At 72.0% G+C, this 26,678-nt stretch carries 32 protein-coding genes; 3 read left to right on the forward strand and 29 right to left on the reverse strand.

Going from position 1 to position 26,678, the window contains the following annotated elements; translation table 11 throughout:
• Positions 1–191 precede the first annotated feature (191 nt).
• The 29 genes from ACYVP9_RS14225 to ACYVP9_RS14365 all read right to left on the reverse strand — a co-directional run bounded on the left by ACYVP9_RS14225 (position 192) and on the right by ACYVP9_RS14365 (position 23,573).
• A complete protein-coding gene (locus tag ACYVP9_RS14225; protein ID WP_460605548.1) occupies positions 192–1,202 on the reverse strand; it encodes a GNAT family N-acetyltransferase in 1,011 nt (336 codons plus the stop codon).
• Positions 1,203–1,222: 20 nt separating this feature from the next.
• A complete protein-coding gene (locus ACYVP9_RS14230) occupies positions 1,223–2,326 on the reverse strand; it encodes an EscU/YscU/HrcU family type III secretion system export apparatus switch protein (protein WP_460605549.1) in 1,104 nt (367 codons plus the stop codon).
• Positions 2,327–2,357: 31 nt separating this feature from the next.
• The gene (locus tag ACYVP9_RS14235) at positions 2,358–3,119 is read right to left on the reverse strand and encodes a flagellar biosynthetic protein FliR (RefSeq protein WP_460605550.1); all 762 of its coding nucleotides are present in this window, start codon (positions 3,117–3,119) and stop codon (positions 2,358–2,360) included.
• A 6-nt stretch (positions 3,120–3,125) separates the two neighbouring features.
• Complete coding sequence (locus ACYVP9_RS14240; RefSeq protein WP_460605551.1) at positions 3,126–3,401, reverse strand: flagellar biosynthetic protein FliQ; 276 nt, start codon at positions 3,399–3,401, stop codon at positions 3,126–3,128.
• 8 nt (positions 3,402–3,409) lie between these two features.
• Complete coding sequence (gene fliP, locus ACYVP9_RS14245; RefSeq protein ID WP_460605552.1) at positions 3,410–4,255, reverse strand: flagellar type III secretion system pore protein FliP; 846 nt, start codon at positions 4,253–4,255, stop codon at positions 3,410–3,412.
• Entirely contained in the window at positions 4,252–4,749 is a 498-nt protein-coding gene (gene fliO, locus ACYVP9_RS14250; protein WP_460605553.1) for a FliO/MopB family protein, read from the reverse strand. The genes fliP and fliO overlap by 4 nt, the downstream gene beginning before the upstream one ends.
• A gap of 1 nt (position 4,750) precedes the next feature.
• Positions 4,751–5,476 carry a flagellar motor switch protein FliN gene (fliN, locus tag ACYVP9_RS14255; protein WP_460605554.1) on the reverse strand — a complete coding sequence of 242 codons (726 nt, stop codon included), beginning with the start codon at positions 5,474–5,476 and terminating at the stop codon, positions 4,751–4,753.
• Positions 5,473–6,444 (reverse strand): flagellar motor switch protein FliM, encoded by a 972-nt coding sequence (locus tag ACYVP9_RS14260; RefSeq protein ID WP_460605555.1) that lies wholly within the window; start codon positions 6,442–6,444, stop codon positions 5,473–5,475. Before ACYVP9_RS14260 ends, fliN begins: the two co-directional genes overlap by 4 nt.
• A gap of 135 nt (positions 6,445–6,579) precedes the next feature.
• Positions 6,580–7,035 carry a flagellar basal body-associated FliL family protein gene (locus tag ACYVP9_RS14265; RefSeq protein WP_460605556.1) on the reverse strand — a complete coding sequence of 152 codons (456 nt, stop codon included), beginning with the start codon at positions 7,033–7,035 and terminating at the stop codon, positions 6,580–6,582.
• Positions 7,032–7,949, reverse strand: coding sequence for an OmpA/MotB family protein (locus ACYVP9_RS14270; protein ID WP_460605557.1), 918 nt, complete (start codon positions 7,947–7,949; stop codon positions 7,032–7,034). The genes ACYVP9_RS14265 and ACYVP9_RS14270 overlap by 4 nt, the downstream gene beginning before the upstream one ends.
• Positions 7,949–8,722: a motility protein A gene (locus ACYVP9_RS14275; RefSeq protein WP_460605558.1), complete on the reverse strand. Its 774-nt coding sequence runs from the start codon at positions 8,720–8,722 to the stop codon at positions 7,949–7,951. Before ACYVP9_RS14275 ends, ACYVP9_RS14270 begins: the two co-directional genes overlap by 1 nt.
• A complete protein-coding gene (locus tag ACYVP9_RS14280; RefSeq protein WP_460605559.1) occupies positions 8,722–9,045 on the reverse strand; it encodes a flagellar FlbD family protein in 324 nt (107 codons plus the stop codon). The genes ACYVP9_RS14275 and ACYVP9_RS14280 overlap by 1 nt, the downstream gene beginning before the upstream one ends.
• Before the next feature lie 132 nt (positions 9,046–9,177).
• Positions 9,178–9,954, reverse strand: a complete 777-nt coding sequence (locus tag ACYVP9_RS14285; protein ID WP_460605561.1) for a flagellar hook-basal body protein — start codon at positions 9,952–9,954, stop codon at positions 9,178–9,180.
• 34 nt (positions 9,955–9,988) lie between these two features.
• Complete coding sequence (locus ACYVP9_RS14290) at positions 9,989–10,444, reverse strand: flagellar hook assembly protein FlgD (protein WP_460605562.1); 456 nt, start codon at positions 10,442–10,444, stop codon at positions 9,989–9,991.
• The gene (locus ACYVP9_RS14295) at positions 10,441–12,024 is read right to left on the reverse strand and encodes a flagellar hook-length control protein FliK (protein WP_460605563.1); all 1,584 of its coding nucleotides are present in this window, start codon (positions 12,022–12,024) and stop codon (positions 10,441–10,443) included. Before ACYVP9_RS14295 ends, ACYVP9_RS14290 begins: the two co-directional genes overlap by 4 nt.
• Positions 12,021–13,037: a transglycosylase SLT domain-containing protein gene (locus ACYVP9_RS14300; RefSeq protein ID WP_460605564.1), complete on the reverse strand. Its 1,017-nt coding sequence runs from the start codon at positions 13,035–13,037 to the stop codon at positions 12,021–12,023. Before ACYVP9_RS14300 ends, ACYVP9_RS14295 begins: the two co-directional genes overlap by 4 nt.
• Positions 13,034–13,468: a hypothetical protein gene (locus ACYVP9_RS14305; RefSeq protein ID WP_460605565.1), complete on the reverse strand. Its 435-nt coding sequence runs from the start codon at positions 13,466–13,468 to the stop codon at positions 13,034–13,036. The genes ACYVP9_RS14300 and ACYVP9_RS14305 overlap by 4 nt, the downstream gene beginning before the upstream one ends.
• Positions 13,465–14,805 carry a FliI/YscN family ATPase gene (locus ACYVP9_RS14310; protein WP_460605566.1) on the reverse strand — a complete coding sequence of 447 codons (1,341 nt, stop codon included), beginning with the start codon at positions 14,803–14,805 and terminating at the stop codon, positions 13,465–13,467. The genes ACYVP9_RS14305 and ACYVP9_RS14310 overlap by 4 nt, the downstream gene beginning before the upstream one ends.
• Positions 14,802–15,548: a FliH/SctL family protein gene (locus tag ACYVP9_RS14315; RefSeq protein ID WP_460605568.1), complete on the reverse strand. Its 747-nt coding sequence runs from the start codon at positions 15,546–15,548 to the stop codon at positions 14,802–14,804. The genes ACYVP9_RS14310 and ACYVP9_RS14315 overlap by 4 nt, the downstream gene beginning before the upstream one ends.
• Positions 15,532–16,599 (reverse strand): flagellar motor switch protein FliG, encoded by a 1,068-nt coding sequence (fliG, locus tag ACYVP9_RS14320; protein ID WP_460605569.1) that lies wholly within the window; start codon positions 16,597–16,599, stop codon positions 15,532–15,534. The genes ACYVP9_RS14315 and fliG overlap by 17 nt, the downstream gene beginning before the upstream one ends.
• 1 nt (position 16,600) lies before the next feature.
• The gene (gene fliF, locus ACYVP9_RS14325; RefSeq protein ID WP_460605570.1) at positions 16,601–18,226 is read right to left on the reverse strand and encodes a flagellar M-ring protein FliF; all 1,626 of its coding nucleotides are present in this window, start codon (positions 18,224–18,226) and stop codon (positions 16,601–16,603) included.
• The gene (locus ACYVP9_RS14330; protein WP_460605571.1) at positions 18,223–18,543 is read right to left on the reverse strand and encodes a flagellar hook-basal body complex protein FliE; all 321 of its coding nucleotides are present in this window, start codon (positions 18,541–18,543) and stop codon (positions 18,223–18,225) included. The genes fliF and ACYVP9_RS14330 overlap by 4 nt, the downstream gene beginning before the upstream one ends.
• A 2-nt stretch (positions 18,544–18,545) precedes the next feature.
• A complete protein-coding gene (locus ACYVP9_RS14335; RefSeq protein WP_460605572.1) occupies positions 18,546–18,938 on the reverse strand; it encodes a flagellar basal body rod protein FlgC in 393 nt (130 codons plus the stop codon).
• A 5-nt stretch (positions 18,939–18,943) separates the two neighbouring features.
• Entirely contained in the window at positions 18,944–19,285 is a 342-nt protein-coding gene (locus ACYVP9_RS14340) for a flagellar basal body rod protein FlgB (RefSeq protein WP_460605573.1), read from the reverse strand.
• 146 nt (positions 19,286–19,431) lie between these two features.
• On the reverse strand, positions 19,432–19,794 hold the full coding sequence (locus tag ACYVP9_RS14345) for a hypothetical protein (RefSeq protein ID WP_460605574.1): 363 nt from the start codon (positions 19,792–19,794) through the stop codon (positions 19,432–19,434).
• Between the two features lie 16 nt (positions 19,795–19,810).
• On the reverse strand, positions 19,811–20,200 hold the full coding sequence (locus ACYVP9_RS14350; RefSeq protein WP_460605575.1) for a flagellar export chaperone FliS: 390 nt from the start codon (positions 20,198–20,200) through the stop codon (positions 19,811–19,813).
• Positions 20,201–20,217: 17 nt separating this feature from the next.
• A complete protein-coding gene (gene fliD, locus ACYVP9_RS14355) occupies positions 20,218–21,543 on the reverse strand; it encodes a flagellar filament capping protein FliD (RefSeq protein ID WP_460605577.1) in 1,326 nt (441 codons plus the stop codon).
• Between the two features lie 99 nt (positions 21,544–21,642).
• The gene (locus tag ACYVP9_RS14360) at positions 21,643–22,473 is read right to left on the reverse strand and encodes a flagellin N-terminal helical domain-containing protein (RefSeq protein WP_460605578.1); all 831 of its coding nucleotides are present in this window, start codon (positions 22,471–22,473) and stop codon (positions 21,643–21,645) included.
• Positions 22,474–22,607: 134 nt separating this feature from the next.
• Positions 22,608–23,573, reverse strand: coding sequence for a sigma-70 family RNA polymerase sigma factor (locus ACYVP9_RS14365; RefSeq protein WP_460605579.1), 966 nt, complete (start codon positions 23,571–23,573; stop codon positions 22,608–22,610).
• A gap of 336 nt (positions 23,574–23,909) precedes the next feature.
• Between ACYVP9_RS14365 and ACYVP9_RS14370 the strand changes: the two genes are divergently transcribed.
• From ACYVP9_RS14370 to flgL, 3 genes are read left to right on the forward strand one after another with little or no spacing between them, the layout of a single operon-like run.
• Complete coding sequence (locus ACYVP9_RS14370; protein ID WP_460605580.1) at positions 23,910–24,446, forward strand: flagellar protein FlgN; 537 nt, start codon at positions 23,910–23,912, stop codon at positions 24,444–24,446.
• Between the two features lie 5 nt (positions 24,447–24,451).
• The gene (gene flgK / locus ACYVP9_RS14375) at positions 24,452–25,801 is read left to right on the forward strand and encodes a flagellar hook-associated protein FlgK (RefSeq protein ID WP_460605582.1); all 1,350 of its coding nucleotides are present in this window, start codon (positions 24,452–24,454) and stop codon (positions 25,799–25,801) included.
• An 11-nt stretch (positions 25,802–25,812) separates the two neighbouring features.
• On the forward strand, positions 25,813–26,676 hold the full coding sequence (gene flgL, locus ACYVP9_RS14380) for a flagellar hook-associated protein FlgL (protein WP_460605583.1): 864 nt from the start codon (positions 25,813–25,815) through the stop codon (positions 26,674–26,676).
• Positions 26,677–26,678: the final 2 nt, after the last annotated feature.

The raw sequence follows: 26,678 nt of genomic DNA on the forward strand, positions 1-26,678 counted from the left end.
CCACCGCGGCGAGTCGTCGCGACTGCGACTCGAGCTCGTCGACCGAAGCGAGGAAGGCAGCCGCGTCGCACCCGATCAGATCGGCCGCGAGCAGATCATCGATCGCCGACCGCAACCGCGCCACGGCCGTCTCGGCCGGAATCACGGTCGCTGCTTTCATGAATCGAACGTACGTGCAGGGTCTGACAGTTTCAGACGACGAGCGCCACGTCCCGGTGCGAGTCCGGTCCGACCCCGGGACGCTCGTCGTCCCAGGCCGCGGCGCTGATGCGCCAGCCGGCGTCCGTCCGCACGAACTGCATCGACTTCATGCCCGCCCCCGGGCACGGCGAACCGTTCAGCAGCCCGTCCTTCTCGTAGCGGCCGAACCAGTGCGCGATGTCGCCGAACACGTCGAAGCGACCGGCCACGGCGTGCTCGGAGAAGTCCGTCAGAGACCCGTTGGTCAGCACGTCCCGCCGCGGCGCGATGAAGGACTCGACGTCGTACACCGCCGGCGACGACCCGCAGGTCCGCACGACCACCGCCTGCGGCAGGAGCACCGCGCGCAGGGCGTCCAACCGCCCGTCGACCCCGGAACCCGAGGTGAACGCGGCGAAGAACGTGTGCACGAGAGCGTCGAGCTCGTCGAGATCGGGGTCGGTGTCGCCCGTCCGCCACTCGTCGGACAGCAACCCGTACACCAGCTGCGTCGCCCACTCGCCCTTGTGCCGGACGTTGTCGACCAGCCGTGCCTGGCGCGTGAACCCGAGTCGCTGCAGCAACCGGCAGGACGCGTCGTTGCCCTCGACGACGACCGCCGAGACCCGGTGCAGCTCGAGGGTGTCGAATGCGAGGCGCAGCATCGCCCGCACCGCCTCGGCGGCGTACCCGTGCCCCTGGTGCGAGCGGGAGAACGCGTACCCGACCTCACCCTGCCGGTCGGCGGGACTCGTCCACTTCAGCAGCACCTCACCGATGACCGTGGACGTCTCCCGCAGCTCGACGGCGAGCACCAACCACTCGCCCTCGGCCAGCCGGGCCTGCGCCAGCTTCGTCCGCAGCGCGACCTCGGTGGCCTGCCGGTCACGCACCGGCCACGGGATGTACCGGACCACCTCGGGGTCACCGTGGAATTGCGCGAGATCGCTCAGATCGTCCATCACGTGCGCCCGCAACAGCAGGCGCTCGGTGACGATCGGCAGGTCGAGAAGGGGGGCCATCGCGCCATCCTGCCCGATGGTCAGCGGGTCGGGGCGAGCGTCTTCACGGTGTGCAGACCCGCGGCGGACCCGCGCTTCTTAAGCGACATGACGAACGCGAGGACGGTGGCCACCGCGCGGTACAGGTCCGTCGGGATCTCGTCGCCGACCTTGCAGGAGGCGAACAGCGAGCGCGCGAGGGGCACGTCCGCGATCATGGGGATGCGGTGCTTGTCGGCCAGCTCGCGGATGCGCGCGGCGGTGTGGTCGCCGCCCTTCGCGACGACCCGGGGAGCACCGCGCGACGGCTCGTACTTCAGCGCGACCGCCACGTGGGTCGGGTTCACCAGCACGACGTCGGCGTCGGGGACGTCCGCCATCATGCGGTTGCGGCGCATCGCCATCTGTCGCGACTTGCGGGCGCTGCGGACGTGCGGGTCGCCCTCGTTGCTCTTGTACTCCTCCTTGACCTCCTCCTTCGTCATCTTCAACTGCTTGTCGTTGCGCTTGCGGACGACGACGAAGTCGGCGAGGGCCATGAGCAGGCCGGCCACGGCGGCGAACCGCAGCAGCCGCAGCCCGGCGTCGACGCAGATGTCGACGAGCTGCGCGAGCGGCAGGCTGCCCGAACCCATGATCGTCGGCACGAGGTCCTTGATCGACAACCAGAGAACCAGCCCGAGCGCCACGGACTTCAGCAGCGACTTGGTGAGGTTCCACGCCCCCTGCTTGCCGAACATGCGCTTGATGCCCGACAGCGGGTTCAACCGCTTCGCCTTCGGCTTGAGCAGCCCGGGTGCGAACCACAGCGAACCCTGCGCCGCGACGGACGCGCATCCCACGACGGCGGCGAGCAGCGCGAGCGGCAGCGCGTTCAGGAACGCGGACCTGAAGGCCTCGCCAACGGCGGCCATCGCCCGTCCGATGTCGGGCCGGCGGATCACGTCACCGAGCATCGTCAGGCACACCGACGCCGTGTTCATCAGCGACGAGACGACGTGCGGGATGACGAAGGAAGCGACGAGCAGTCCCAGCCACGCACCGAGTTCGGGGGTGTTGCCGACCTGCCCGTCGTGTCTCGCCTTCTTGCGCCGCTTGGGCGTCGCCTTCTCGGTGCGCTCGCCGCCCGACCCGCTGCCGCTCACGGGGCCGACCCCAGCGAGGCGCTGCCGGTGCTCATGAGGTCATCGCCGACACCAGCCGGGTCGACTTCGTCGCGAGCTCGGCGATGGTCTCGGGCATGAGCATGAACGCCATGCCCGCGAGCAGCAGCGTGAGGCCGATCTTGACGGGGAAGCTCATCGAGAAGGCGTTGAGCTGCGGGGCGATGCGGTTCAGCACGCCGAGCGCGAGGTCGGCGATGAACAGCACGACGATGAGCGGGCCCGCGATCTGCAGCGCCGACACGAACAGCTCGGTCATGCCGCCGGTGACCTGGGACGCCATCGCGTCGAGGTCGAAACCGGCGTCGAGCGGCACCGCGGTGAACGTCCGCAGGAAACCCCGGAAGATCGCGAGGTGCACGTCCGTGGCGAAGATCAGGGTCGTGCACAGCATCGCGTAGAACCGGCCGAGCACCGACGTCATGGTCGTGCTCAACGGGTCGTACGCGGTCGACAACGCGAAGCCGCCGAACAGATCGAGCAGGCTGCCGGCCGCCTCGACCGCCGCGAAGACCAACCGCGTCATGAAGCCGAGCGCCGCGCCCAACACGATCTGGATCACGAGCGCGCAGGCGATGGGGAACGCCTCCTGCTCCGGCAGGTGCCCGCGGACGGTCGGCAGTACCGCGACGGCCAGGGCCACGCTGAGCATGACCTTGACCGTCTTGGGTACGCCGGCCGTGGCGATCGGCGGCGCGACGAGCGACCACGCGAGGATGCGCGCCGCGGCGAGCACCAGCGCGAGCAGCCACGCGCCGTCGACGGACACCTGCATGACGCGTCAGACGTTCGAGAGCATCTGCGGGATGCCGTGGAACAGGTCGGTGGTGAACGTGACCATCGTCGTCAGCATCCAGTGACCGCTGATCAGCAGCGCGATACCGCAACCCACGGCCTTCGGGACGAAGGCGAGCGTGAACTCCTGGATCTGCGTCGCCGACTGGAACAGCGACACGGTGAAGCCGATGACCAACGAGGTGATGAGGACGGGCGCCGAGAGCTTGCCCGCGACCACGAAGACCTGCATGGCGAGGTGGATGACGTCGGAGTCGTTCACGAGGTGTCCTAACCGGTGCGGTAGCTCTGCACGAGCGAGGTGACGACGAGGCCCCACCCGTCGACGAGGACGAAGAGCAGGAGCTTGAAGGGCAGCGACACCGACACCGGCGGGAGCATCATCATGCCGAGCGACATGAGCGACGACGACACGACCAGGTCGATGATCACGAACGGGATGAAGACGACGAAGCCGATGATCATCGCCGAGCGCAGTTCCGAGAGGACGAACGCGGGGATGATGGTCGTGAGGTCGAGGTCCGCCTTGCTCGACGGGTTGGGCAGGTTGCCCGCCCGCAGCATGAGCGCGATCTCCTCGGGCCGGGTGTGCTCGAGCATGAACTGGCGCAGTGGCTTGGTGCCCTCCGCCCACGCGAGGTCGCGGCTCTTCGTGCCGTCCATGTAGGGCTTGATGCCGTTGTCCCACACCTTGGTGAGCACCGGCTGCATCACGAACAGGCTCAGGAACAGCGACAGCCCGGCGAGCACCTGGTTCGGCGGCACCGACTGCAGTCCCAGCGCGTTCCGCGTCAGCGACAGGACGACGAAGATCTTGGTGAAGCTGGTGACGAGCAGCAGCAGCGACGGCGCCACGCCCAGGACGGTGACGAGCAGCAGGATCGAGACCGACTGGCTCGGCTTCTTGCCGTCGACGTCGACGGTCACCGTGCCGTCGGACGAGCCCTTCGGCTTGGCCGGCGACGTCGGCGCCGCGGGCGCCTTCGGCGACGTGGGAGCGGCGGCGACCGGAGCGGCCGACGCGGTCGCGACGGTGGACGAGACGAGCGCCCCGCCGGTCACCAGGCCGATCGCCAGCGCGATCAGCACGGCGACACGGCGGAACGCGGTGCTCACCGCGACGTCAGGTCGCGCAACGACTCCACCGTCTGCCGCCAGGTCTGCGGCGAGAGGGCGGAACCGGCGAGCGGTCCGGTGGTGCGGGCGGCGACGGGCTCGGCAGGAGCGGGGGCGGCAGCCGGCACACGGGTGGCGGGCACCTGCAACCGCTCCGACGGCACGGCCTTGCGAGCCGGCGCCGCGGGCGCGCGGTGGGACGTGCGCTTGCGGGCGGACGGGGTCTCGCCCTTGGCGGCGAGCGACTCGGCCAGGTCGGTCTCGCCGAGCAGGGACACCTGCTGGTCGGCGACCCCGAGCACGAACGCCCGGTCGTTGACCCGGACGACGGCGACGGACGAGGAGCGGCCGAGGCTGGCGCGGTCGATGATCTCGACGACGCGGTCGCCCTTGCCCTTCATGCCCTTGCGGGCGCGACGGGCGATCACCCACATGACACCGAGGACGGCGGCCAGCGAGACCAGCAGGCGTCCGATCATGGCGGCGGTGTCCATGTCAGCGGCTCGGCTCGTCGGTGACGATCTGGGTGATGCGCAGCGCGTAGTTCTCGTCCATCACCACGATCTCGCCGTGGGCGATGAGCCGTCCGTTGACCAGCAGGTCGGCGGCCGCGCCGGCGGCCCGGTCGAGCTCGATGATCGCGCCGTCGTGCAGCGACAGCAGGTCGTTGACCGTCATGCGCGCGCGTCCGAGTTCGACGGTGGCGGACATCTCGACGCCGCGCAGCAGGTCGAGCCGCTCGCCGGCGCCCGCGGTGCGGACGGCGGGCGCCGCCGCCACCGGCGCGGCGGACGCGACGCCCACGGCGATCGCGGCGCGGATCGCCTGACCGTCGTCGAGTCCGACGATCGCCATCTCCTCGGACGCGTTGATGCGGCTCTCGGCCATGCGGGCGTCGATGGTGCGCGCCGGGCCGAGGACGACCGAACCGAGCGCGCCGGCGAGCGTTGCCATGGTGGGGGCGAGCGCGTCGGCGAGGTCGAGCTCGGCACCGTCCGCCTCGACCATCGAGCGGCCGAAGGCCTCCTCGACGAAGAAGGCGAGTTCGCCGGTCACCGTGCCGCCGAGCTCGCACATCACGGCGTAGCTCAACGCCAGGTCGACGGGCTGCGTCACGGGTTCGCCCACGTTGAGGACGGAGCCCGGGGCGACGGCCGACGCGGCGATGCCGGCGACGTCGGACGCGATCCGGCTCGCGGTGTTCGCGGTCTGGGTGATCACTTCGACTCCTTGCGGGGGGTGGCTGCGCCGATGGGGGAGGGGCCCTCGACGACGAGGGCGGCCAGGCGGGTTCCGGACCGCCCGGCGACGGCGCGGGCGTAGGCGACGCCGCCGGCGCGGACGGTGAGCGGGGTTCCGACACGCTGGTCGACGGCGACGACGTCGCCCACCGCGAGTCCGAGGATGCGGTCGGCAGTGAGGCGGACGGGCTCGAACTCGAGCGCGACGTCCAGGGTCACGTCACGGACGCGGGCCCCGAGCTTGGCGGCCATCTCGGCCTGCGCCACCGGGTCGGCCGCGGTCTCGACCGGCGCCTGCGCCTCGAGCACGGGCAGCATCTGCGCGAGCGGCAGGCTGATCAGCAGCGGGCTGGACACCGAGCCGATCTGCAGCGTGAAGTGGGCGACCAGCACCGCGTCCGCCGCGCCGGCGGCCTGCAGGAACTGCGGGTTGTACTCGACCGCGCCGATGCTCGTCTCGAGCGTCACCACCGGGTCGAGGCTGTAGCGCAGCACGCCCACGATCTGGTCGAGGATCGTCGACAGCAGCGGCAGCTCGATGTCGGTGAGCGGACGGGTCGGCTGGTCGCCACCCGGACCGCCGAGCATGTGGTCGATCGCGGCCAGCGCCACCTGCAGCGAGAAGTTGACGGTCATCGCCGCGTTCAGGGGCTGCGCCATGACCGGCACGGTGACCGACGGCGAGTCGAGCTTGGCGACGTAGTCGTCCCAGCTCTCCTGCGCGACCTCGCCGACCTGCACCTGGCAGACCTGGCGCAACCCGCTGGTCAGCAGCGTCGTCAGCCGCCGCGCCAGCGTGTCGAAGGCGAGCTGCAGCACGCGGACGTGCTCGCGGGACACCTTCGTGGGGCGCCGGAAGTCGTACGGTGTCGGCGCCGGGGGCGCCGTCCGCACGGGTTTGCGGGTCGCGAGTTCGATCACCGGGGTGGGGGCCGCGGGGACTGTCACGACACCTCTATCGGCGGCGCGATCGGGTTCCTTAGGGCGCGACGCGACAAACCGACCGCACGGGTGCGGGTCGGGACCTCCGGCCCGGGAGCCGGCTTCGGACGGGCCCCGCCGCGCGGGCGGGGCCGGCCCGGTCTACTGGGTGACGAACTGGGTCAGGTAGACGTCGAACACCTCGTCCTTGTACGCCTTCTTGATCTTCTTCTCGAGGTCGACCATGAGCTTCTTGCGCGCTTCGTTGGAGGCGACCGAGCGCACCGAGCGGTCGGAGAACTGGTCGATGACGAGCTCGGCGGCCTCGCTGGTCTTGAACTCCTCGGCGGTGCCCTTGCCCTTGACGAGCTGCACCGCGATGGCGACCTTCAGGTAGTGGCCGCCGGTGAGGTTGACCGTGGTCGGGTCCAGGGGGACGACCTCGCCGCCGCTGATCGGTTCGGGCTTGGCCGGCGGCGCGAGGAACGTGTACGCCCCGCCGCCGCCCACGGCCAGCAGCGCGACGATCGCGATGATGCCCTTCTTGGACTTCAGGAAGCTCTTCTTGGCGGGTTCGCTCTTGCCGCCCGCGGGGGCGGTCTCGGTGGCGGCGGTCACGGGGTGTCTCCTTGGGCGGGGGCCGGATCGACGGAGGTCCGGCCCGTGGGGTCGTTGGCGTGGGTGCTGAGGACGACGATCTCGACGCGCCGGTTGAGCGTCACCGAGCGCGGGTCGGTCGCCGGGTAGAGCGGACGGGTGTCGGCGTAGCCGACGGCGGTGAGGCGGTCCTGGGACACGCCGTCCTCGGCGAGGTAGCGGACCACGGCCGAGGCGCGGGCCGTCGACAGCTCCCAGCCGCTCGGGTACGGGAAGGTGCTCGCCTTCTGCTGGTTGGTGTGACCGTCCACCTCGATCGAGCGGGGCTGCTTGGCCAGCTCCGGCGCGACGATGCGCAGGATCTTGCGGGCGTCCGGACGGAGGTTCGCGCTGTTGGGCGCGAACACCAGGGCGTTGGTGACGACGGTGATGACGAGCCCGCGGCGGTCGATGGTGAAGCGGACGGCCTTCTCCAGGCCGGCCTTGGTGAGCGCCTTGCGCAGCGAGGACTGCGTCTTCTCGAAGTTCTCCTTCTCGCGCGCGGCGTCGGCCTTGCGGGCGATGGCCTGCAGGTCGGGGTCGGTCTTGCCGCCGGAGGCCTGCGCACCGACCGAGGGGGCGACCGGCATGCCCGGCATGACCATCTGCTGGCCGGAGCCCTCGGCGGAGTTGTCCAGCAGGCCGCTGCCGCCTTTGAGCGGCCCGGGCGAGCCGTCACCGAACACCGCGGCGAGCGACGTCTTGAGCGAGATGAACTTGGACGTGTTCACGACCGAGATCGAGAACAGCACGATGAACAGCACGAGCAGCAGCGTCAGCATGTCGGCGTAGGTGACCAGCCAGCGCTCGGAGCCCTCCTCGCCGCCGTGCTCGCCGTGGGCGCGCTTGCGGCGCACCCGTGCCGACCCGGCGGCGGCCCCGTGGGCGGCGGGCATCAGGCCGCGTCCTGCTTCGGGGGCTCGACGCCGAGCGTCATCATCGCGGTGAGCTTGCGCTCGATGACGCGCGGGTTGTTGCCGGCCTGGATGGCGAGGACGCCCTCGATCGCGACCTCCATCTGCTCGCACTCGGCCTCGCTGAGCCGCTTGAGGCGGTTGGCGAAGGGGAACCAGAACACGTTGGCGGTCATGACGCCCCAGAGCGTCGCGACGAACGCGGACGCGATCTTCTCGCCGAGGGTGGACGGGTCGCTGAGGTCGCCGAGCACGTGCACCAGACCGAGGACGGTGCCGATGATGCCGATCGTCGGGGCGAAGCCGCCCATGTCCTGGAAGATCTTCGCGGCCGCGCCGTCGGAGGCCCGCTTGGCGTCGACCTCGGCACCGAGGATCTCGGCGATCTCGTCGGCGTCCGTGCCGTCGACCGCCATCTCCAGGGCCTTGCGCAGGAAGGGGTCCTCGACCCCTGCGACCTCGGCCTCGAGGGCGAGCAGACCCTCGCGCCGCGCCCGGTCGGCGAGCGAGACGATGGTGGCGACGCTCGCGTCGGGCGCGGGTGTCTTGGCCGTCAGGGCCCGGATGATCGACTTCGGCATCGCCTTGGCGTCGGACATCAGCCCGCCGGCGATGGCGGCACCGGCCGTGCCGAAGAACACGAGGATCATCGGCGGGATCAGGATCATGTCACCGGGGCTGCCGCCCTCCATGATCGTCGAGCCGACGATCGCGACGAGGGCGAGGCCCATCCCGATGAGCGCTGCGGGGTCCATCACGCGTCTCCCGACTCGTCACGGAGCGGGACGACGGTGGCGTCGCCGTGGTTAGTGGTGCCGGCGTTGACGGCGTTGGTGACCAGCTGCGCGGCGGTGCGGCTGCGGGTGGGCCGGGTCGGGGGCGTCAGCTCGCGGGACGCGTTCACGATGTCCGCGCGGTAGCGCCGCACCAGGGTGACCAGCTCGTCCAGGCTCTCGCGGATCACGTACTTGGAGCCGTTGACCAGCGTCACGACGGTGTCGGGGGTGGCTTCGGCGCGCTCGATGAGATCCGGATTCAGCGCGAACGTGGGTCCGCTGAGTCTCGTCAACTGCAACATCGTGTCCGTCCTTGGAATGTCCCGAGGTCGCCGTCCGTGGCTTCCTCGTCCTCACTATCGGCAGGGAATGGTCGGTCTTGACCGGTTCGGCGGCGCCCGTCCCCGGGTTCGGGAGGGCGCCGCCGTCGGCGGTCAGCTCTTCATGTTGACGAGCGTCTGCAGCATCTCGTCGGAGGTGGTGATGACCTTCGAGTTCGCCTGGAAACCGCGCTGGGCGACGATCAGGCCGGTGAGCTCACGGGACAGGTCGACGTTCGACATCTCGACGGCGCCGGACGCGACCGAGCCGAGCCCGCCGGAGCCGGCGGTGCCGACGTTCGGCGTGCCCGACATGTTGGTGGCGACGTACTGGCTGTTGCCGATCTTCTGCAGGCCGTTCGGGTTGGTGAAGTTCGCGAGCGCGATCTGGCCGAGCTCGTCCGTCCCGTCGGTCTTGACGCCGAAGACCTTGCCGGTGGCGTCGATGTTGTACGACACGTAGTCACCCGAGTTGAGGGCCGACAGGTCCAGCGGGGCGCCGTCGGCGCCGCAGGCGATCGAGCCGTCGGCGGTGACCAGGTTGCCGTCCTTGAGCGTGAACGCGCCGTTGCGGCTGAACGTCTGCTGGCCGCTGGGCGACTGCATGACGAAGAAGCCGTCGCCGTTGATGATCAGGTTGCTGCCAACGCCGGTCGACTGCTGCGAGCCCTGCACGAAGTTCAGGTTCGTGCCGACGACCTGCACACCCAGGCCGACCTGGTTGGAGTTGGTGCCGCTCGAGGAGATGGTCTGGCTCAGGGTGTCCTCGAAGAGGGTGGTCGAGGACTTGAAGCCGACCGTGTTGACGTTCGCGATGTTGTTCGCGGTGACGTCGATCATCTGCTGGTGGGCGTTGAGGCCGCTGATGGCGGTGTAGAGGCTGCGGAGCACGGGGGTTTCTCCTTCGGGTGGGTGATGCGGGGGATCAGGGGGTGGTGGCGGTGGTGGTGGTGGGCTGGGTGACGCTGACGACCTTCGCGATGGGGACGGTCGTGGTGCCGACGAGCAACGTCGCCCCGCCGGGGGCGAGGTTGGCGCTACTGACCACGCCCGACGCCGTGGCGCCGTTCGCGTCGGTGTAGGTGATCTGCTTGCCGATCATCGACGTCGCCGACTGGACCTGCTGCGATTGCGCGAGTTCGCTCAATGTCGACGACATCGAGTTCATCGTCTGCACCTGGCTGAGCATCGCCGTCTGGTTCATGAAGGTGGACGTGTCGGTCGGGTTGGTGGGGTCCTGGTACTTCAGCTGCGCGACGAGCAGCTGAAGGAACGCCTGCGGGTCGAGCAGGCTGCCGCCGGGTGCGGTCGGCGTCTGCTGGGTGGGTGTCGTGCCGGGGACGTTGCCGGTGCCGGTGACACCGGTGACGGGACTGGTCATCGGGCGCTCCCGGTGAGGTAGGTGGAGAACTGGTCGTCGGGCCGGTGCTCGCGCCGCGGCTCCGGGTCGGGTCGTTCTTCGCGCTGCTGCCCGCGCGACTGCTGGTCCGCGGACGTGTCCGGCGCGGTCTGCTGCCGGCCGACGACCTCGACGGTGCCGAGGTGCGCCAGGTCGCGGTGCAGCGACGGCAGCGCCGCGGTGACGGCGTCGCGGGCCGCCGGGTCGGCGCAGGCGACGGTGACGTCGAGACGGCCGGCGTGGATCGCGACGCGCACGTGCACCGCGCCGAGCTCGGCCGGGTGCAGTTGCACCTCCAGCGAGCGGACGCCCTCCGGTCCGCGACCCAGGCGGGTGATCGCGGACGCCAGCTCGGGCTGCGGTTGCTCGGCGCGGGCCGCGGCGGACGCCGTCGTCGCGCCGGCGGCCGACATCGCCGGGACCGCGGGGGTGCTCGCGGCGACGGGGACGGTCGCGGCCGGTGTCGGCAGGTACACGACGTCCGTGTCGGCCGGCAGCGCGGACGCGGGCGTCGGTGCGGTGCCGGCGTCGAGGTCGTGCGGACGGCGATCCGCCGGGATGGCCCGGGACGTCGTGCCCGGCAGGAGCACCGTGCCGGACGCCGTGGCCGACGAGGTGTCGACCGTGGTGCCGGTCGGGGTGCCGGTCGTGGTGCCGGTCGTGGTGCCGGTCGCAAGGACGTGGACGGTCGCGGTACGGGGGTCCACGCTGCCTGCGCTCGCCGTGCCGGTGCCGGCGCCGGCGGGCGGGCCGGGAGTGGCGGGGGTGGTCGCGAGAGCCTCGGAGGCGCGCGCGCCCGGGGCCGGTGCGGCCGCGCCGGTGGTGGGGAGTGCAGGGGCGTCCGCGGTCACGGCGCGCGAGGTCGTGGGTGCGGCGGCACCGGGCGCTCCCGCAACTGCCGGACCCGACGACGGGGTGACCGTCGCGGCCGGTGCCGGCAGCGTGCCACCGGTGGCGGCCACCGTCCCGGTGACCTGGGCGGCTGCCCCTGTCGCCGGCGGGATGGGCTGTGTGGTGAGCGGGGCGACGGGCAGCGCCGTGGGGGACTCGGTGGCGAGCGCCGTGGTGGCGAGCGCGGTGTCGACGGCGGCGGGCGACGACCCGCCGGCGTCCGTGGTGCTGTCCGCTGCGTCCGCTCCGTCCGCGCCAGGGGCGTCCGGACGGGTCGCGGTGTCCGTGGCGACGACAGCCGTCACGGCGGGATCCGCGTCCCCGGTCGCGTCCGCGGCGGGCGAAGCCCCGCGACGGGGATCGGCGGCGGTGGGCCGCACCGTCGGCGCGGCGACCGACAACCGTGGGGCGGCCGCGGCGCCGGTGAGATCGGGGCGGACGGCGTCGAGCGGGGAGCTCCCGCGCGGCGACGCGACGGGTCCGGGTGCCGGCGTGACCGACGTCGCCAGGGGCGGCTGCGCGTCGCCCGGGGTGGCGCCGGAGAGCAGGTCGGCGAGCAGGCCCGGGAAGTCGTGGCCGGGTGCGAGGGCCGCGACCGCGTCCGGACGTGCGAGGGCGCTGCCGGGCACGGCGGGGCCCGGGTTCGGCAGGGAGAGCAGCGGGCCGGTCATCCTGTGCCCCCGAAGACGGACATGATGCGGCGCACGTAGTTCTGCGTCTCCTCGTAGGGCGGGATGCCGCCGTACTGCTGCACCGCACCGGCGCCGGCGTTGTAGGCGGCCAGCGCGAGCGGCACGGTGCCGAACTCGTTCAGGTTGCGCGACAGGATCTTGCCCGCGGCCTGGATGGCCTGGTTCGGGTCGAACGCGTTCACGCCCATGCCGGCCGCGGTCGAGGGCATCAGCTGCATGAGGCCCTGGGCACCCGCCGGGCTGACCGCGTTGGGATTTCCACCCGACTCCTGGTTGCAGACGGCGGCGAGCAGACCTGCGGGCAGCCCGTTGGCGCGCTCGGCGGCGGCGAACTGCGTCGCGTACGCCGCGACGGCGGGCGAGACCCCGGCGGGCAGGGTCGCGCCGGTGCCGGCGACCGGCGCGGTACCGGCGACGCCGGCGACACCCGCAGCGCCGTCCGTCCCGACGATGCGGCGGATGCTCGTCGGGGTGTCGTAGAGCGAGGTGACGCGCACGGTCTTGCCGGGTTCGGGCGACTCGACGATCTGGTTGTTGCCGGCGTAGATGGCGACGTGGTGCGCCGGGTCGCCGAAGAACACGAGGTCGCCGGGGCGGGCCTCGGCGAGCGACGCGACGGGAGTGCCGACGTCCTGCTGCTCGGCGGCGGTGCGGGGCAGGTCGATGCCCAGGTCCTTGAACGTGGTCTGCACGAGACCGCTGCAGTCCATGCCGCCCTCGCGCGTCTCGCCACCCCAGACGTACGGGACGCCGAGGTAGGTCTTCGCCTGCGCCACGACCGCGTCACCGGTCGCGGTGCCGCCCGCGGCCGGCTGCGTCGCGGTGGCGGACGCCGCCGCCGAGGCCGACGTCGCGGCGAGCGTGGAGGCGAACGCCGCCGCGCTCGTGCCGGGTGCTGTGGCGGCCGGCGACAGCGCGCGGATGCCGGTCTCGATGCTCTGGATGCGCGCGGTGATCGACATGATCGCGCCGATCTGCGCCGGGGCGGTCACGGCCGGCTCCCGTGCAGGCGCTGGTGGCGGGCGGTCGCGATCTCGTCGAGTTCGCGCTGCGCGGCCCCGGCCCGGGCGACCCGCTCCTGCGTCTCGGCGCGGTCGCGCAGCTCCTCCGCGACCTGGCGGGCGACGGCGGCCTCGGTGAGCTCGCGTTCGCGCTCGACGACCCACGCGTCGGCCTGCGCGGCCTCGCCGACGGCGACGGAGTGGGTGGCGGCGGCAGCCTGCGCGGCCGCCGCCGCGGCGACGAACGCGCCGGCGTCGGCCGCGGCCAGGCGACGGTTCAGGTCGGCGACGCGGTCGGCCTCGGCGCGGGCGCGGTCCTGCGCCCGTGCCTGCGCGCGGCGCGCGAACGCGAGCCGGCGGCTGGCGGTGTCCTCCTGCGACTGCCGGGCACGCACCAGGTGGCTCATCCACTGCGGGCTCACGACGCGTGACCTCCGACGGCGGCGGCGAGCGCGTCCCAGGCGCGGTCCGCCGGGGTGAGGTCGTGCAGGTCCTGCCGCAGCACCGCCTCGATGGCGGGCCACACCCCGAGGGCGCGGTCGGCGTCGGGATTCGTGCCGGCGACGTAGGCGCCGATCTCGACCAGTGGCTTGACGTCGCGGCGGGCCGCGATGAGACGCCGGGCCTCGCGCAGCAGCTCGCGCTGCGGGGCCGTGGTGACGGCACCGGCGACGCGCGACACCGACTGCAGCACGTCGACGGCCGGGAAGTGGCCGGCGTTGGCGAGGCCGCGGTCGAGCACCAGGTGCCCGTCCAGGATCGAGCGGACGGCGTCGGCGACCGGCTCGTTGTGGTCGTCACCGTCGACGAGCACGGTGTACAGCCCGGTGATCGTGCCGACCGTGCCGGCGCCGGCGCGCTCGAGCAGCCGCGGCAGCATCGCGAACACCGAGGGCGGGTAGCCGCGCGTGGTGGGCGGTTCGCCGGCCGAGAGGCCGATCTCGCGCTGCGCGAGAGCGAGCCGGGTGACGCTGTCCATGAGCAGCAGCACGTCCTCGCCGCCGTCGCGGAACCACTCGGCGATCCGGGTCGCGACGAAGGCGGCGCGCAGCCGCACCATCGGCGGCTGGTCCGAGGTCGCCACCACGACGACCGCGTTGCGCAGGCCCTCGGGACCGAGGTCGTCCTCGAGGAACTCGCGCACCTCGCGGCCGCGCTCACCGATGAGGGCCAGCACGGTGACCCCGGCGGACGTGCCGCGGGTGAGCATCGACAGCAGGCTCGACTTGCCGACGCCGCTGCCGGCGAAGATGCCGAGCCGCTGTCCCCGTCCGACGGGGGTGAGCGTGTCGATCGCGCGTACGCCCGTGGGCAGTGCGGTGTCGACGCGGGCGCGGTCCATCGCGCTGGGCGGCGTGCTCTCGAGCCCGACGGTGGCCATGCCCCGCGGCAGGCGCGAGCCGTCCAGGGGCCGGCCCAGCCCGTCGAGCACGCGGCCGAGCAGTTCGGACCCGACCTGCACCGTCATCGGACCGCCGGTCGCGACGACCTCGTCGCCCGCGGCGATGCCGGCGAGCGGGCCGAGGGGCAGGCACGTGGCGAGCCGGCCCTTCGCGGTGAGCTGAACGGCGACGACCTCGGCGGGGATCTCGCCGCCGGCGTCGGTGCGCACGGTGACGAGGTCGCCCACGCGGGCGGCGAGCCCGCCGACGGTGACCGAGAGACCGCGGATCTCCGACACCCGTCCGACGACGACCGGACGGGCCGCGGCGAGCGCCTCGGCGATACCGGCGTCGAGCCGTTGCAGTGCGGCGGTCATCGGCCGAGCACCTCCCGCACGCGGGCGAGGCCGGCGGCGATGCGCGCGTCCACGGTGGTGGCGTCGGCGGTCGCGATCGCGTCGCCGGGTGCGAGGGAGGGGTCGGCGACGAGGCGGACGCCCTCGGGCGGGGTGGTGCCGGCCGCGGTCAGCGCGGCCAGGTCGTCCGGGTACAGCGCGACGGTCACCTCGTCGTGCCCCTCGGGCACGAGCGCGAGCGCGCGGGCGACGGCGGAGCGGCCGCGCTGCGGGTCGTCGGCGACCGACCGTCCGACGATCTGTTCGGCGATGCGGAACGCGGTGTCGAGCACGAGGTGCTCGACGTCGGCGAGCGTGACGGCGGTGCGTCCGGCGAGCTCGCGCTGGGCCTGGTGCACGGCCTGCAGCGCGCGCTCGGCCTCGGCGCGGACGAGCGCGGCGGCCCGCTCGCAACGGGCCTGCTCGGCGGCGGCCTCGGCCTCGGCGCGCAGCCGGGCGACCCCGGCGCCGTGGGCGTAGCCGTCCGCGTAGCCGGCCGAGCGTGCGGCGCGGCGGGCGTCCGCCAGCACCGCCTCGGGCACGGCTGCGGTCGACGAGACGACGAACGACTCGGTGCGTGCCGGGCCCGTGGCCGGCGAGGTGGGGAAGGCGGCCTCGAACGCGGCGCGCGACAGCGCGGGCGCACCGGCGCGCAGTTCGAGGGCCTCCCAGCGCGGCAGCGCGACCTCGGGTGCGGCCTCGACCAGCTCAGGCGACGAAGGCATCCTCGTCCCCCCGTCCGACCGTGATCTCGCCCGACTCCTCGAGCTGCCGGATGACGCGGACGACCGCGGCCTGCGCCTCCTCGACGACGTGGACCCGTGTCGGGCCGAGCACGTCGAGCTCGTCGGACAGGTTCTGCGCCGAGCGCTCGGACATGTTCCGCATGACCTTGTCGCGCACCGGGTCGGAGACGCCCTTGAGCGCGGTGGCGAGCTCGTTGACCGGCACCTGGCGGACGACGAGCTGCACGGCGCGGTCCTCGAGGCCGACGATGTCCTCGAACATGAACATCTGGCCGCGGACGCGGTCGGCGAGGGCGCTGTCGAACTTCTCGAGGCCCTCGATGATGAGCTTCTCGGTGCTGCGGTCGGCGCGGTTGATGATGTCGACCAGCGGGCGCAGACCGCCGACCGTGGACAGGTCCGAGCGCACCCCCATCGACGACAGCCGGCGCTCGAGGCTGGACTCGACCTGGCGGATGAGCTCGGGCGAGGTGCGGTCCATGACGGCGATGCGGTGCGCGACGTCGGCCTGCAGGTCGCGGGTGAGCCCGGCGAGGATCGGCGCCGCGACACCGGCGGGCAGGTGCGCGAGCACGAGCGCGATCGTCTGCGGGTGCTCGTCGGCGAGGAACGACACGATCTGCCGGTGGTCGAGCTTCTGCAGGAACGCGAACGGGCTCGCCACGAAGTTGTGGGCGACGCGGTCGACGATCGCCATGGCGCGCTCGTGGCCGACCGACGCCGTGAGCATGTTCATCGCCGCGTCCATGCCGCCGTGGGACGGCCCGAGGCCGGCCTCGTCGAGCATGGCGGAGAACTCGTCGAGCACGGCGGCGGCCACGGCGGACGACACGTGACCGAGCCGGGCGATCTCGATCGAGAGGCCCTCGAGCTCGGCCTCGGTCAGCTCGGCCAGCACGCGCGCCGACTCGTCCTTGCCGAGCTGCAGCACGAGCACCGCGGCCTTCTGGCGCGGGGTCAGCAGCGCGGCCGGCGACGGCGTCTCCGGCAGCTCCATGTCGGGAGCGACGGGAAAGGCGAGGACGGTCATGTCAGTTCTCCCTTCCGGATCCGGTGGGGCTCAGCCATCCGGACAGCAGGTGGGCGACCTCGCTCGGACGGTTGTCGGCGGCGAGGACGAGTTGGCGGCGGCGTTCGGCGGCGTGCTCGGAGTCCGAGGCGCGGACGGCACGGTCGCGCTGCGGCTCGGGCTCGGGTTCTGGCATGAGCTCGTCGAGCAGCTCCGGGTCGTCGTCGACCGGAGCGGGCACGGGCTTGCGGGCCTTGCGGCGGCGACGCGAGGCGAGCCAGGTGCCGAGGACGATCGCCAGCAACAGCGCGGCGAAGGCGCCCTGCTTGATGAGCGACACCATCTCCTCGTGCGCCTTCTGCTGGGCGGCCGCCGCCGCGGCCGCCTTGGCCGCCTGCGTGGCCGCCGTCGCCGCGGCGGTGTTGAAGGGGAGCGTCTGCAGCGAGAACGAGTCGCCGCGCGCGGCGCTGTAGCCGACGCCGGACTTGACGAGGTTCGTGATCGCGGTGGGGTCGAGGCCCTTCGCGTTGCGGTCGAGCACGACGGCGATGTGCAGGTTCTTCAGACCGCCCGGCGCGGCCTCGGTGGTGTTCGAGATCGTGCCGAGGGCGTTGTTCACGGTCTTCGAGGTGTTGGTGTAGTTGCCCTTGCCGTTCCCCGTGCCGTTCGTGCCGTTGGTGTCGACGGCGGCGCCGCTGCCGAGCGTGCCGCCGGCGCCCGCGCCCGCGCCGGTGTACTTCTCCTTCGTCTCCGACTGCGACACCGGCGGGGTGTTCTTGTCGTAGACGTACTTGTTCGTGCGCGTCGTCGACTTGTCGTAGTCGAGCGTCGAGTTGACCATGACCTTCGCGTGGCCCGGGCCGAGCGAGGTGTCGATCATCGCCTGGATGCTGGCCGCGACCCGGTTGTTGTAGGCCAGCGTCTGCTGCGCCTGGGTGTCGGCGTTCACGGTGCCGCTCACGCCGGTGTCGGGTGCCGACAGCACGTTGCCGTTGGAGTCCGACACCGTAACGTCGCCGGCCTTCATGCCGGTGACGCTCGAGCTGACCAGGTTGACGACCGACTGCACCTGCGAGGTCGTGAGCGTCGTGCCGGGCGCGACGCCGAGCAGCACGGCCGCGGTCGGACGGGTGCTGTTGTCGCTGAAGACGTCGTCCTGCGGGATGGCGAGGTGCACCGACGCCGACTCGACGCCGTCGATCGACTGGATGGTGCGGGCCAGCTCGCCCTCGACCGCGCGCTGGTAGTTGACCTGCTGCTGGAACTGCGACGTCGTCACGCCCTGCTTGTCGAGCAGCGCGTACCCCGTCTGCCCCGAGTTCGGCAGCCCCGACGCGCTCACCGCGAGCCGCGCGCTGTCGACCTGGTCGGCGGGGACGCTGATGCCGGCGCCGCCGTCGGTGAGCTTGTAGGGGATGCCCTTGTCGTCCAGCTTGCCGACGATCGCGCTCGCGTCGCTCGCGGCGAGGTTCGAGTAGAGCGGGGAGTACGTGGGGTCCGACTTCCACGTCGCCAGCAGGTAACCGCCGATCGCGAGCGCCAGCACGGCGACGACCGTGACGGCCTTCTGTCCCGGGCTGAAGCCGCGGAAGTCGGCCCAGCGCTGCTTGCCGAACTCGACGACCTGTGTCTTGAGGTCCTGCTTCACGCCTGCATCCCCATGATCGTGTTGAAGGCGGTGACGGCCTTGCTCTGGATGGTCGAGGCGAGCTGCGTCATCAGCTGCGCCTGCGTGGCGGCGACGGTGTAGGTCGCCGGGTCGATCGACTGACCGGTCGCGGCCTGGATCGCGAGGTTGTCAGCGGTCGACTGCGCGTTGGACACGGCGTCGAGCCCCTTGCCAAGGGCGCCGGCGAAGTCGGCGCCCGAGGCGCCGGACGCCGCAGGAGTGGACGCGGCGGAGGTCGCCGGGGTCACCGACGACAGCGAGGGGACGGCAGGAACCGCACCGATGGGCATGGTCATCGTCAGACGCCCTTGCCGATCGCGATGGCCGCCTCGTAGACCTGCTTCGCGCGGTCGACGACGTTGGCGTTCGCCTGGAACGCGCGCTGGGCGGCGATCATGTCGCCGAGCTGCTCGCCGAGGTTGACGTTGGCGCGCCGCACCATCCCGTTGCCGTCGGCGATCGGGTTGTTGGGGTCGTAGACGACGTCGCCGTTGCCGGCCTCGGGGGCGACGTTCGCGACGGTGACGCCGTCGTGCCCGTCGAGCTCCTGGGCCTGCACGTAACGCTGCTGGAAGACCTGGCCGTTCGTCGGCGCCGTGTCGTTCACGTTCGCGATGTTGTTGGCGATGGTGTCGATCCACGTGTGGTACGTGGTCAGGCCGGTGCCGGCCGTGTCGATCGAGTTGAACATCCGCGTCAGCCCTTCAGTACCGACGAGATGTACGAGAACTTGGTGGTGATCGCGTTGGCGATCAGCTGCTCCTGCAGCGTCGTCTTCGTCGCGGTGACGATCTCGCGCTCGAGGCTGACGTTGTTGCCGTTCTGGCCGGTGGCGTCACCGGTGCCGACGACGGACGTCCGCGCGCTGCCCGGGTCGTTGTTGGCGACGGCGGTGGCGAGGCTGTTCTCGAAGTCGACCTGGGAGGCGAGGAAGCCGGGCGTCTCGACGTTCGCGATGTTGTTCGCCGTCGTCTGCTGGCGCTGCGACAGACCCGCGAGCGCGGTGCGCAGAGTGAGCGACGTGACGTCGTCGAGCACGACGGACCTCCGGGCGGAGAGGGCGCCGATCCGTCGGCGGGGGCGAGCGATCCGTGCTCACCCGTGTCAATCGGCCGTCGCGCGGCCGACTTGAGCGATCTTCGTGGTCCGTTTTCGGACGCAACCGCACCGATCGCGGGCGCTCCTCAGCCCGCGACGTCGAGGAAGTGCGGTCCGTCGCCCGCGACCGCCGGCTGCGCGAACACGACCGCCGCCCGCATCCGGTCGAGGGTCGCCTGCACCGCGATCTGCAGCTCGGCGGCCCGTTGCGCCAGGGCGCGCACGCGCGGGGCGAACTCCACGGGCACCGGCGGCATCTGCGACAGCGGCGGCAGCATGCCGTCGAGTGCGGGCGGCACCGGACGCAGCGTCCAGTACGGGTCGTCGGCGGACCCGTCACCGCCGCGCGACGTCTCACCGGAGGGGTGGAGCAACGCGGCGGTGCGGTCCTGGTCGAGCTCGATGGTGGTGAGCAGGTCGTTCCAGATCTGCCACGACGACGACGTCACCGGCGTCATGGTCCCGTCACGCGGTCCACGAGGCGGGGGTGGGCGAGGCGGCGGACAGGGCGACGGTCGCCCAGGCCGCGCGCAGGGAGCGCACGCTGTCGGCCACGGCGATCAGGGACTCGACCGGACCGTCGGCGGGAGCGGCGACGATCTCGCGCAGCATCCAGCCGTACAGGGCCGCGAGGTTCTCGGCGGGGCCGCCGGCGGTGAGGTCGAGGCTGCCGGCCAGCTCGGCGACGATCTGCGAGGCGTGCGAGAGGGACGCGGCGCGCTCGACGGGCTCGGTGGCCTCCGCGGTCGCGCGGGCCAGGTCGAGGCCGAGCCGGTCGTAGAGCATGACGACGCGCTGGGCAGGGCTCGCGGTGAGCACGCGGTCCTGCAGGAAGCGCTGTCTGATGGTGTCCAAGGTGCCCTCCGTGGCTACTACGAGCTCGCGTCCTGCGAGCCGTTCATGCTGTTGAACATCGACGTCAGGTAGGTCTGCTGCGACTGCAGCCGCGCGAGGGCGGTCTGCATGGTGGTGTACTTCGCCGTCAGGGCGTCCTTGATGTCGGCGAGCTTGGCCGTCCAGCCGTCGATCTCCTTCGACAGCCGGCTGCCGGTGCCCTGCAGGCCCGTGATGGTCTGCGAGATGCTGCCCGTCGTCGTGTCGATCGCCGCGGTCGACACGACGTCCGCCTGTGCGGCGAACGATCCCGCGATCGCGGCCTGCGTGGCGTCCGGGTCGGCCGCGTACGCCTTGGCGAACACGTCGGCGTCGAAGGCGATCGCGAAGGTCTTGTCGACGGTGATGCCGTACTGGGCCAGGCTGCCGCCCGAACCCGTCCCGCGGCTCACCAGCGAACCCAGCGACGTGAGCGTCGAGCGCACGTCACCGGCGCCCTGCAGCAGCCCGCCCTTGCCGGACCAGCCGCCGAGCTCGGTGCGGGCGGCGTTGGTCGCGGTCACGAGCGCCTTCACCGCGTCGGAGATCGCCGACGTGTTCTGCGTGACCGAGACCGAGACGTCGTTGGCCACCGCGCCGACGGAGAACGAGACGCCGGGGATGACGCCGGTGAAGGTGTTGCTGGAGCTGCTGACCGTGTACCCGGACGCGCCGCCGACACGCACCTGGGCGTCGGAGGCGGCGACGAGCTGCTGGGGGGCGGTGTCGAGTCCCATGACGCTGAACCCGTTGGCCGCGCCCGAGCGGGCGGACGAGAGTTGGAGAACCGGACCCTGGTCGGTCTGCACGACCGCGGCGCGCACACCGACGCCGGCGGAGTTGATGGCCGACGCGACCGACGACGCCGATCCGGACGTCAGGTCGATCTGGTGCGCGGTGCCGTCACCGGAGACGACGACGATGCCGGCGTCCGGGTCGGACACGACGGTGCCGTCGGCGGCGGGCTGCACCGTCGAGACCTGGGCCGCGGCGAGGCGGACGACGTCGAACGTGGTGCTGCCGACCGCCGATCCCGGTCCGGCGGTGGCCGACACGGAGGGGGACGAGGAGCTCGCGGTGCCCGCCTGCCACACCGCCGCCGAGGTGGCGCCGGTGAGAGCGCGGGCCGCGGTCTGCACGGCGGCCAGCCGGGTGTTGATCGACTGGTAGGCGGTGAGCTTGTCGTTGACGCTCGACAGCTGGTCCTTGAGCAGGTTCTGCGGGACCGACTGCGCCTGCATGAGCGACGAGATCAGGGACGGGACGTCGATCTTGCCGGCCGTACCGCCGAGCAGGCCGGTCACACTGATGCTGCCGGTCGCCATCGTCGCTCCCCTCTCTCGCTCGCGCCGTTGCCGGGAACCGGTTCCGGGCCGCGTGCCCCCCGTTCGAGGTCACGCGGCCCGGTGCCGGACGTGCGGTTCCTACTGCAGCAGCTTCAGGATGGCCTGCGGGGCCGAGTTCGCCTGGGCCAGCACGGACGTCGCCGCGTTGGTCAGGATCTGCTGCTGGGTCATCTGGGTCACCTGCGTCGCCAGGTCGGCGTCGGTCAGGTTCGAGCGGGACGCGCTGACGTTCGTGATCGCGGTCTGCAGGTTGGTCAGCGTGTAGGACAGCTGATTCTGCACGGCGCCGATGTCCGCCCGCGAGGACGAGACGGTCTTGATGGCGTCGTCGATCGCGGTCAGTGCGGCCGAGCTGTCGAAGCCGGACGCGGTGACGTCGATGGCGGTGTTGTCGACCCCGAGGGTGGAGGCCTTGAAGTCCGTCGAGAGCGTGAGCTTCACGGTCTCGCCGCCGTTGGCGCCGATCTGGAAGGTGCCGTCGTACGAGCCGTCGAGCAGCTTCTTGCCACCGAACGCGGTCTGGTTCGAGATCTTGTCGAGCTGGTCGCCCAGGGACTTGATCTCGGACTGGATGGCGCCGAGCGAGTCGGAGTCCTGCGTACCGGTGTTGGACGCCTGCACCACGAGGGTGCGCATGCGCTGCAGGATGTCCTGCGAGGTGCCGAGGGCGCCGTCCGCGATCTGCGCGACGTTGGTGGCGTCCTTGGCGTTGCTGACCGCCTGGGTCAGGCCGTTGATCTGGCTGGTCAGGCCCTGGCTGATGGCGAGACCGGACGCGTCGTCGGCCGCCTTGTTGATGCGCAGGCCGGACGAGAGCTGACCGAAGGAGCTCTCGAGCTTGCTCTGGTTCGCCGACAGGTTGTTGTAGGCGTTGAGCGCGGCCACGTTGGTGTTGATGCGAAGACTCATTGTCTGCCTCCCAAACAGAGTCCCTGGAGTGCCCGGGGTGGGCTGCCGATCCGTCCGTGGATCGGTCGTTCTTGGTATCGGCCGTCGTGCGCGGGACTTGAGCGGAAATCAGAGATTTCCGCGAGCCCCGTCCGTCACGCTTCGACCGGGGCGGCCAGCGGCCGGGTGGGCTCGCCGTGCACGTTGGTGGCGCCCAGACGCTGCGCGAGCGTCGAGCGGCCGGCGACGGCGGCGTAGTACGCGGCGGTCCCGGCGGTGCGGGCGCGGCGGACGGTGGAGAGGTCGGTGATCGGCCGGGCGGCGAAGACGGTGCCCGACTCTTCCGCGTCCTTGGCGGGCGTGTCGGACGCCTCGGCGGCCTTCATGCCGGCGCGCAGCATCTTGAGGGCCTCGGAGCGCAGCTGGGACACCCGCGACTCGGTGACACCGAGGTCGGCGGCGATGTCGACCATGCGCCGCTGCTCGACGAAGTGCCCGACGATCACGGTGCGCAGCCGCTCGGGCAGCTCGGCGACGGCGTCGTGCAGGTAGCCGAGCTGCTCGCGACGCAGCAGCGTCGTCTCGGGGGAGTCTGTCGCGGCGGGCACGACGTCGTCCGGATCGGCGACCGGCAGGGCCTGCAGGCTCAGGACGGACGCGCGGTGCACGTCGGAGTCGATGGCGTCGAGCTCGCGGGTCGAGACGCCCATCGTGGTGGCGATCTCGTCGCGGGTCGGCGTGCGGTTCAGGGCGCCGGCCAGGCTGTTGCGCACCTGCTCGAGCTCACGGGCCTTGCCGCGGACGGAGCGGCTGGCCCAGTCGCGGCTGCGCAGCTCGTCGGTGATGGCGCCGCGGATGCGGATGGCGGCGTAGCTGCCGAAGCCCACGCCGTGGCAGGTGTCGAAGCTCTTCGCGGCGGCCGCGAGGGCGTACATGCCGGCGGAGATGAGGTCGTCGCGCGAGATGTGGGAGGGGAGCCGGGTCAGCGTCTCCCGCACGATGTGCCCGACGAGCGGCAGGTGGGTCCGGACGAGCGTGTCGATGTCGGTGACGGTGCGGGCGGCGTCCGGGATGGTTCCGGCAGCGCTTTCGGTGACGGCGGCTTCGGCCAGGTTCGACACGCGGGACTCCTGAGGATCGGCCGGTGGGTTCCCCTCACCGGCGTCGTGCTGACGTTGTTCGACCCCCGTCGAGCGGATCTCACCTGCACCCCTGCCGATGTGAGATTCGCGTTAGGTGGATGTAAGCACAGCGTTTGATGAGCCGACAAGGGCGATGTAAGAACCAGGTGAATTATCGGGACGTTGGTCCCTCATGGCCGTGGTGCGTCAGCACTGGCCGGAATACGCACGCCGAAGGCGCTTACGGAACGCGTGAGGCATGACGTCGGGCGCGTGACGGGAGAAAAGCCGCACGTCGGCACTCAGGTCCGGCCCCGCCCTGCCGATACCAGGGACATGCCGAACAGCGACCTCCCCGGCGACCCCGGTCGACCCGGGCCCGTCACCCCGGGTGCGCTCGCAGCCGTGCTGTGGCGCGAGCGCGAGCTGCTCGAGCAGCTGCTCTACGCGCTCACCTGCCAGCAGCTGCTGCTCGCGTCCGGGGGGATCCGGTGGATCTCCGCCGCCGACGCACAGGTGCGCGCCGCGGTCGACGAGGTGACCGCCTGCGAACTGCAGCGCGCCGTCGTCACCCACGAGTACGCCTGGGCCGTCGGACTGCCGTCGGACGCCGCGCTGGAGGACCTCGCCCGTGCGGCGGAGGAGCCCTGGGACACCGTGCTGGGCGAGCACCGCGAGGCGCTGCGCGAGCTCGCGTCCGAGATCGGCGCCGTCACCGCCGAGAACCGCCGGCTGCTGCACACCGGCGCCGACATCGCCCGCGACACCCTCGAGCGGGCCCGCTCGGCCACCTCCGGCCACCGTCCCGACGGCGGTCTCGGACCGGGCGGACGCCCGGACCCGGGACCCATGCTGCTCGATCGGCAGGCGTGAGGGCCGTGAGCAACTGGTTCGCGGGGATCAACCAGGCATCGTCCGGGCTCGCCGCTGCGCGCTACGGACTGTCGGTGGTCGCCGAGAACATGGCCAACGTGTCCACGCCCGGCTACACCCGGCAGACGCCGCAGCTCGCCACTGCCGAACTCAAGCCCATCGCGAGCATCCACTCGGGCTCGGGGACCCCCGCCGGAGTGACGATCGCCGGCACCTCCCGCAGCACCGACCTCGTGCTCGACGCGCGGGTCCGCGGGGAGCACGCGAAGAGCAGCCTGGCCGACACCACGTCGGCGGCACTCGACGCGGTCGGCTCGATCCTCGGCGAGCCGAGCGAGACCGGCCTCGCCTCCCAGCTCGACACCTTCTGGAACGACTGGGGCACGCTCACCACCGACAACGGCGGCGCCGCCCGCAGCGTGCTGCTGCGCGACGCCGGCGCGGTGGCGGCGACCCTCAACACGATGGCCTCCGCACTCGACGACCTGGCCGCGAGCACGTCCCAGGCACTGGGCCGCGACGCCGGCACCGTGACGACGGCCGCGTCGCAACTGGCCGAGGTCAACGGCCAGATCGCCGTCGGCAACGCCACCGGCGCGAACGTGAACGCGCTGCTCGATCGCCGCGACTCGCTGCTCGACAGCCTCTCGTCGCTGTCCGGCGCCACCGCGACCATCCAGCCCGACGGCACCGCGTCCGTCACGCTCGGCGGCGCCCAGCTCGTCTCCGGCGTCACCGCCGCCACCGTGTCCGTCGACGCGGGCGCGAACGTCACCGTCGACGGCGTCGCCGTCACGGTGTCGTCCGGCAGCATGGCCGCGCGCTCGACGCTGCTCACCACCACCCTGCCGGCGTACCGCACGTCACTCGACGCGGTCGCCGACGCGCTGTCCGCCACGGTCAACGCCGCACAGACCTCCGGGTACGACGCGGACGGCAACCCGGGCGCGGCGATGTTCGGCGGCTCCGGCGCGGCCGGCATCCAGGTCGTGCTCACCGACCCGAAGGGCGTCGCGGCAGCGTCCGTCGCCGGCGGCAGTCGCGACACCGGCAACGCCCGGCTCGTGTCGCAGTACGGCACCCGTCCGGGTGGACCCGACTCGACGTTCAACGCCCTCGTCGGCACCGTCGGCTCGGCCGCGGCCGCCGCCGCGCGCCAGTCGGACACGCAGGGCGCCGTCACCAACTACGTCGACAAGCTCAAGGCCGCGACGTCCGGCGTCAGTCTCGACGAGGAGGCCGCGAACATGCTCGTCTACCAACAGGCGTTCAACGCGTCGTCGCGGGTGCTGACCGCGATCGACAGCATGCTCGACACGTTGATCAACCACACCGGGCTGGTGGGACGCGCATGAGGGTCACCACCATGAGCGCCACCACGGCCTCGATCGCGAACATCCAGGCGGCCGCGCAACGCCTGGCCGTCGTGCAGAACCAGCTGTCGTCCGGCAAGCGCATCACCACCGCGTCGGACGACCCGGAGGGCACCGTCACCGCGATGGCGCTGCGCTCGGAGCTCTCGCGCAGCGGGCAGTACACGTCCGCCGGCCGCGACGCGCTCGCCCGGCTCTCGACCGCCGACTCGGCCTACTCGCAGAGCGTGTCGGTGCTGCAGAGCGCGCGCACGCTCGTCGTCCAGGCGCTGAACAGCGGCACCACGGACGCCACTGCGAACTCCGCCCTCGCGCAGCAGTTCGACGGGCTGCGCTCGACCCTGCTGTCGCTGGCCAACACCACGTTCAACGGCCAGCCGGTGTTCGGCGGCACGACCGACGGCGACGTCGCGTACGACGCCTCGGGTGCCTACGTCGGCAACGCCGGCAGCGACCAGCGCCAGGTCGGGGCGCACACCGTCGTCGAGGTCGGGGCGGTCGGCACCGACGTGTTCGGGTCAGGAGCGACAGACGTGTTCCAGCAGTTGTCCGATCTCGCCGCCGCCCTGCGCGCCGGCACCCCGCTCTCGGGATCGGACCTCGACACCATCGACACCGCGGTCAAGCGGGTCAGCACCGCGCAGGCCGCGGCCGGCACCGTCTACCAGCAGGTGCAGACGGGTCTGTCCGCGCGGCTGTCCACCGACGCCGCCCTGAAGACCCGGCTGACCGACATCGTCAGCGTCGATCCCGCCGAGGCCGCCATCCAGACGGCCGCCGCCAACCTCGCCTACAACGCGGCGATCCAGACCACCGCCACCGTCAACCGCCAGTCGCTGCTCGACTTCCTGCGCTGACC

Source organism: Jatrophihabitans fulvus, from assembly GCF_054781375.1.

What these genes read in the sequence shown, in the direction of transcription:
- ACYVP9_RS14370 (WP_460605580.1), top strand. Translation starts at nt 23,910, where the DNA reads ATGCCGAACAGCGACCTCCCCGGCGACCCCGGTCGACCCGGGCCCGTC.
- ACYVP9_RS14295 (WP_460605563.1), bottom strand. Translation starts at nt 12,024, where the DNA reads ATGACCGGCCCGCTGCTCTCCCTGCCGAACCCGGGCCCCGCCGTGCCC.
- ACYVP9_RS14315 (WP_460605568.1), bottom strand. Translation starts at nt 15,548, where the DNA reads ATGCCTTCGTCGCCTGAGCTGGTCGAGGCCGCACCCGAGGTCGCGCTG.
- fliD (WP_460605577.1), bottom strand. Translation starts at nt 21,543, where the DNA reads ATGGCGACCGGCAGCATCAGTGTGACCGGCCTGCTCGGCGGTACGGCC.
- fliG (WP_460605569.1), bottom strand. Translation starts at nt 16,599, where the DNA reads ATGACCGTCCTCGCCTTTCCCGTCGCTCCCGACATGGAGCTGCCGGAG.
- ACYVP9_RS14235 (WP_460605550.1), bottom strand. Translation starts at nt 3,119, where the DNA reads ATGCAGGTGTCCGTCGACGGCGCGTGGCTGCTCGCGCTGGTGCTCGCC.
- ACYVP9_RS14310 (WP_460605566.1), bottom strand. Translation starts at nt 14,805, where the DNA reads ATGACCGCCGCACTGCAACGGCTCGACGCCGGTATCGCCGAGGCGCTC.
- ACYVP9_RS14360 (WP_460605578.1), bottom strand. Translation starts at nt 22,473, where the DNA reads ATGAGTCTTCGCATCAACACCAACGTGGCCGCGCTCAACGCCTACAAC.
- ACYVP9_RS14225 (WP_460605548.1), bottom strand. Translation starts at nt 1,202, where the DNA reads ATGGCCCCCCTTCTCGACCTGCCGATCGTCACCGAGCGCCTGCTGTTG.
- fliO (WP_460605553.1), bottom strand. Translation starts at nt 4,749, where the DNA reads ATGGACACCGCCGCCATGATCGGACGCCTGCTGGTCTCGCTGGCCGCC.
- ACYVP9_RS14275 (WP_460605558.1), bottom strand. Translation starts at nt 8,722, where the DNA reads ATGGACCCCGCAGCGCTCATCGGGATGGGCCTCGCCCTCGTCGCGATC.
- flgL (WP_460605583.1), top strand. Translation starts at nt 25,813, where the DNA reads ATGAGCGCCACCACGGCCTCGATCGCGAACATCCAGGCGGCCGCGCAA.
- ACYVP9_RS14280 (WP_460605559.1), bottom strand. Translation starts at nt 9,045, where the DNA reads ATGTTGCAGTTGACGAGACTCAGCGGACCCACGTTCGCGCTGAATCCG.
- ACYVP9_RS14330 (WP_460605571.1), bottom strand. Translation starts at nt 18,543, where the DNA reads ATGACCATGCCCATCGGTGCGGTTCCTGCCGTCCCCTCGCTGTCGTCG.
- ACYVP9_RS14290 (WP_460605562.1), bottom strand. Translation starts at nt 10,444, where the DNA reads ATGACCAGTCCCGTCACCGGTGTCACCGGCACCGGCAACGTCCCCGGC.
- ACYVP9_RS14335 (WP_460605572.1), bottom strand. Translation starts at nt 18,938, where the DNA reads ATGTTCAACTCGATCGACACGGCCGGCACCGGCCTGACCACGTACCAC.
- ACYVP9_RS14270 (WP_460605557.1), bottom strand. Translation starts at nt 7,949, where the DNA reads ATGCCCGCCGCCCACGGGGCCGCCGCCGGGTCGGCACGGGTGCGCCGC.